This window comes from Candidatus Protofrankia californiensis (assembly GCF_900634765.1).
Taxonomy (GTDB): Bacteria; Actinomycetota; Actinomycetes; order Frankiales; family Frankiaceae; genus Protofrankia; species Protofrankia californiensis.
The window spans coordinates 1-3,164 of record NZ_CAAAFT010000445.1; the positions used below are offsets into that span (position 1 = coordinate 1).

At 66.6% G+C, this 3,164-nt stretch carries 5 protein-coding genes; 2 read left to right on the plus strand and 3 right to left on the minus strand.

Going from position 1 to position 3,164, the window contains the following annotated elements; all coding sequences use genetic code 11:
- Positions 1-397 precede the first annotated feature (397 nt).
- Positions 398-910 (plus strand): DUF7144 family membrane protein, encoded by a 513-nt coding sequence (locus DD1DGNOD_RS23150; RefSeq protein WP_131768552.1) that lies wholly within the window; start codon positions 398-400, stop codon positions 908-910.
- Between the two features lie 206 nt (positions 911-1,116).
- Here the strand turns inward: DD1DGNOD_RS23150 and DD1DGNOD_RS23155 are convergent, their stop codons facing one another.
- The 3 genes from DD1DGNOD_RS23155 to DD1DGNOD_RS23165 all read right to left on the minus strand — a co-directional run bounded on the left by DD1DGNOD_RS23155 (position 1,117) and on the right by DD1DGNOD_RS23165 (position 2,516).
- Positions 1,117-1,509 (minus strand): gamma-glutamylcyclotransferase family protein, encoded by a 393-nt coding sequence (locus DD1DGNOD_RS23155; protein ID WP_131768553.1) that lies wholly within the window; start codon positions 1,507-1,509, stop codon positions 1,117-1,119.
- Positions 1,510-1,556: 47 nt separating this feature from the next.
- A complete protein-coding gene (gene pyrE / locus DD1DGNOD_RS23160) occupies positions 1,557-2,084 on the minus strand; it encodes an orotate phosphoribosyltransferase (protein ID WP_131768554.1) in 528 nt (175 codons plus the stop codon).
- A 120-nt stretch (positions 2,085-2,204) separates the two neighbouring features.
- Entirely contained in the window at positions 2,205-2,516 is a 312-nt protein-coding gene (locus DD1DGNOD_RS23165; protein WP_131771024.1) for a VOC family protein, read from the minus strand.
- Between the two features lie 169 nt (positions 2,517-2,685).
- On the opposite strand from DD1DGNOD_RS23165, the gene DD1DGNOD_RS23170 reads away from it, so the two are divergent.
- The gene (locus tag DD1DGNOD_RS23170) at positions 2,686-2,964 is read left to right on the plus strand and encodes a DUF6247 family protein (RefSeq protein ID WP_241255935.1); all 279 of its coding nucleotides are present in this window, start codon (positions 2,686-2,688) and stop codon (positions 2,962-2,964) included.
- Positions 2,965-3,164: the final 200 nt, after the last annotated feature.

Below are 3,164 nucleotides of genomic sequence, written 5' to 3' on the forward strand. Positions count from 1 at the left end.
GTCATCATCATCCGTCCCTAACGTCCCTAACGTCCCTGGTATCCCTGGTATCCCTGGTATCCCGAATGTCCCGGGGAACTGGTGGTCCGGGGAGCTGGGCGTTCCCTCCTGATCCGAATCGCCTGGTCGCCCGATCGCCTGCTGTGACTACATATCACCATCGGTGGACATCGCCGGATCTCGCCTGCCCGGATATGACTTCCCGTCAAGGAGCACTCCCAGGCCGGAATGTAGACCGGGCATGTCCGGGGCACGCGCAGGCATGCGGAGGGCACACGGAGGGCATGGCCAAGTGGGCTAGCCGGCCAAGGGCAGCGCGATCATGTTCTTCCCACGCCGCCGGAGGCCTTTGGGTCCCGGGTCGCCAAGCGTCCCGCCACGCTCCAGGGAGGATTCAATGGAACCGGCACGGTCAGTACGCACCGGCGGATGGCTGGTGTTCGCCACGATCATCATCTTCATCGCGGGCTTCCACAATCTCATCTATGGAATTGCCGCTCTCGACAACTACGCGTACCTTGTCGGCGAAAACGGTACGATCATCTACCAGGACCTGAACTTCTGGGGCTGGCTGCTGATAGCCATGGGCGTCGTCGAGATCGCCGTCGCCGCGGGTCTGCTCACGGGCAAGCAGTGGGCCCGCTGGGCGGCAATCGCAATCTGTGTGATCAACGCGGTCGCGCACCTGGCCTTCCTCGCGGTCTTCCCAGTGTGGGCAGTCGTCGTCATCGCGCTCGACGTACTCGTGATCTATGCGCTGACCAGGTACGACGCGCCGTTGCGCGGCTCCTACGAGCCCTATCCCGAAACCGGCCGGATCGAGACCCCCACGGACCGACCGGAATACACCGGACCTTCCCGGTCCACCGCGGGAAGCACCCGGCCCGGCCCTGATGTGCCAACTCGCTGAACACCGGGGAGCGAACAGCAGGAGCTCGACGACGGCGGCGTTCCGGCCCTCTTTCAGAGGGTTGGACGCCGGCGTCGATCGCTCACGTCCGGCCGCGGAAAGGCGGTTCGCCACGTCATGAGATTCGCTCTGTCAGGAAAAAGAAGGACGCTGGAAAGGAAGGTGTCGGAAAGGAGAAAATTGCGCGGAAGGACCGTTGTTCTCGGTCAGGAACGACAGCAGCGCCATATGAATGCCGACAGGTGGGCCGCGGCGAACGCTTCCGCGTCCCAGGTTTCGTCCAAGGCGGACGCAACGTCACGCCAGGCATAGGCGGATGCCGATCGCCCGTCGGTAAGCGCGAGGCGCCGCACCTCGTACTCATCGCCTTCGAAGACGTCGAGAACGGTCCGCTCCCGCAGAGTGAGATCTGACAGTACGCGTCCGGCCACCACCGCCGTTGTCACGGCGTCCGGAACCAGACCGGGATAGACCCGACCGGGCAGCGCCGCCGCCCGCCAACCGGCAACCGCGGCCGGCTGCGAACACGGCCGCCGGCCGAGCAGGGCGTGGGCAACCTCCGCAAAGCACAGGGTGCCGTAGACGAACAGCAACGGCATGGCAACAGGCCTCAGGGACTTGAGGATGGCGACAGTGGCGACAGGGCTCAGGCGACGGCGTCCAGCTCGGCACGGGTGAGGACCGCACGCAGGGTGAGACCGAGCGCGGCAAGGCTGTCCCGGCCACCCTCCTGACGGTCGATCACACACAGGACGTCCTCGACGATCGCACCCTGCTCCCACAGGACCCGGGCCGCTTCCACAACGGCGCCGCCGCTGGTCACCACGTCCTCCACGAGGACGACCCGCAGGCCCTCGACATCTCCGCCCTCGGCGGTGCGGCAGGTGCCGTACTCCTTGGCCTTCTTGCGGACGAACCGAGCCGGCCGTCCCGTACGCTGGGACAGCAACGTGACCAGCGGGATTCCGCCGAGCTCGAGACCGGCCAGCACGTCAACGTCCACGGGCAGCAACGGTCGCATCGCGTCGACGATGTCGGCGAGCAGCACCGGGTCGGCCTCGAACAGGTACTTGTCGAAGTACTCGCCGCTGGTCCGACCGGAGCGCAGCAGAAACTGACCGGTCAGATGGGACGCAGCCCGGACGCGGGCGGCAAGCGTGCCGATGTCACCCATGCCTGCGGACTCTAATACAGCCCGACGCCTGTACCAGGGGTGGAAACAGACGTCCGTACCGGAACGACGTCCTTACCACGACGGTAAAGAAGCCCTCGTTCACGGTGCCGCCGTGGTCGGCTACCGGATACCCACCTGAAGGTCCACCGTGCGCCCGTCGGGATCCTGCAGAACATGACGGCCGGGCGGCAGCGGGGGATCAGTCGTACCCGGATCCACCGTGAGGCCCAGCCGCAGACGGCCGGTCGGCACTCCCGATCGAGCGGGGTACAGCTCCAGCACGCTGCCGTCCGCGAGGGTCGCGGCCAGATGCTCGGGCCCCGACCCGTGACGTTCCCGCGTGAACCGCAGCCCAAGCCGTCCGTAGAACTCCCCGCAGGCATCAAGGTCAGCGGTGTAGACCACCAGAAGATTAATCGTGAACGTCACCATCACCACATTTTCACGCCCAGCCGGAGAACAACGCTGGCCACCGTCCGGTCACATATCCGGCCGAGATTGCCCCGGTCTGGCTCACCGGGGGCGGACGGCACGCGGGCCGGCCGGAGGCGTACAGGCAGGGTGATGGTCGCATCATGGGTGGATGAGCACGGATGTGACGATGCCGCCCTACGCCGTCCGTCAGCGCGTCGAGCGCACTGCCCCAGCGGTCCGCGCCGCGCTCAACCCCGCCCGCCGCGCCGAGTTCGAGGCCGAATTCCACGCCGCCATCGTCGCCGCGGACGACGCCATCGACCTGGCCCCGCTACAGCGGGTCGTCGACCGCTGGTGGCCCCAGGCCGTGCTGTGCGCCAACCCCGAGATCCAGGCCGGTGTCGACGTCGACCGTGCCCGTATCGCCGCCGGTGACCCGACCGTGTTCGGCGAGACCACGACCTAAATCAAGGCGGCGCTGCGTCTCGATAGCGACTGATGATCGCGTGCATGCGCTGTGCACGCGCAGTCAGCGATGACCGGGATAAGCCGCGAACAACCGTGCAGACGACAGCGGCCCCGTCGATACGCGACGGGAGTGCTGACCTGGGGTTCCAGGATGGTGCGGGGGTGGTGGCAGGTGTTGGGTTCGAACCAACGTAGGCT

Excerpts from the sequence above, each read along its gene's own strand:
- pyrE (WP_131768554.1), bottom strand. The coding sequence starts at position 2,084 with ATGGGTGACATCGGCACGCTTGCCGCCCGCGTCCGGGCTGCGTCCCAT.
- DD1DGNOD_RS23170 (WP_241255935.1), top strand. The coding sequence starts at position 2,686 with ATGCCGCCCTACGCCGTCCGTCAGCGCGTCGAGCGCACTGCCCCAGCG.
- DD1DGNOD_RS23165 (WP_131771024.1), bottom strand. The coding sequence starts at position 2,516 with ATGGTGACGTTCACGATTAATCTTCTGGTGGTCTACACCGCTGACCTT.
- DD1DGNOD_RS23150 (WP_131768552.1), top strand. The coding sequence starts at position 398 with ATGGAACCGGCACGGTCAGTACGCACCGGCGGATGGCTGGTGTTCGCC.
- DD1DGNOD_RS23155 (WP_131768553.1), bottom strand. The coding sequence starts at position 1,509 with ATGCCGTTGCTGTTCGTCTACGGCACCCTGTGCTTTGCGGAGGTTGCC.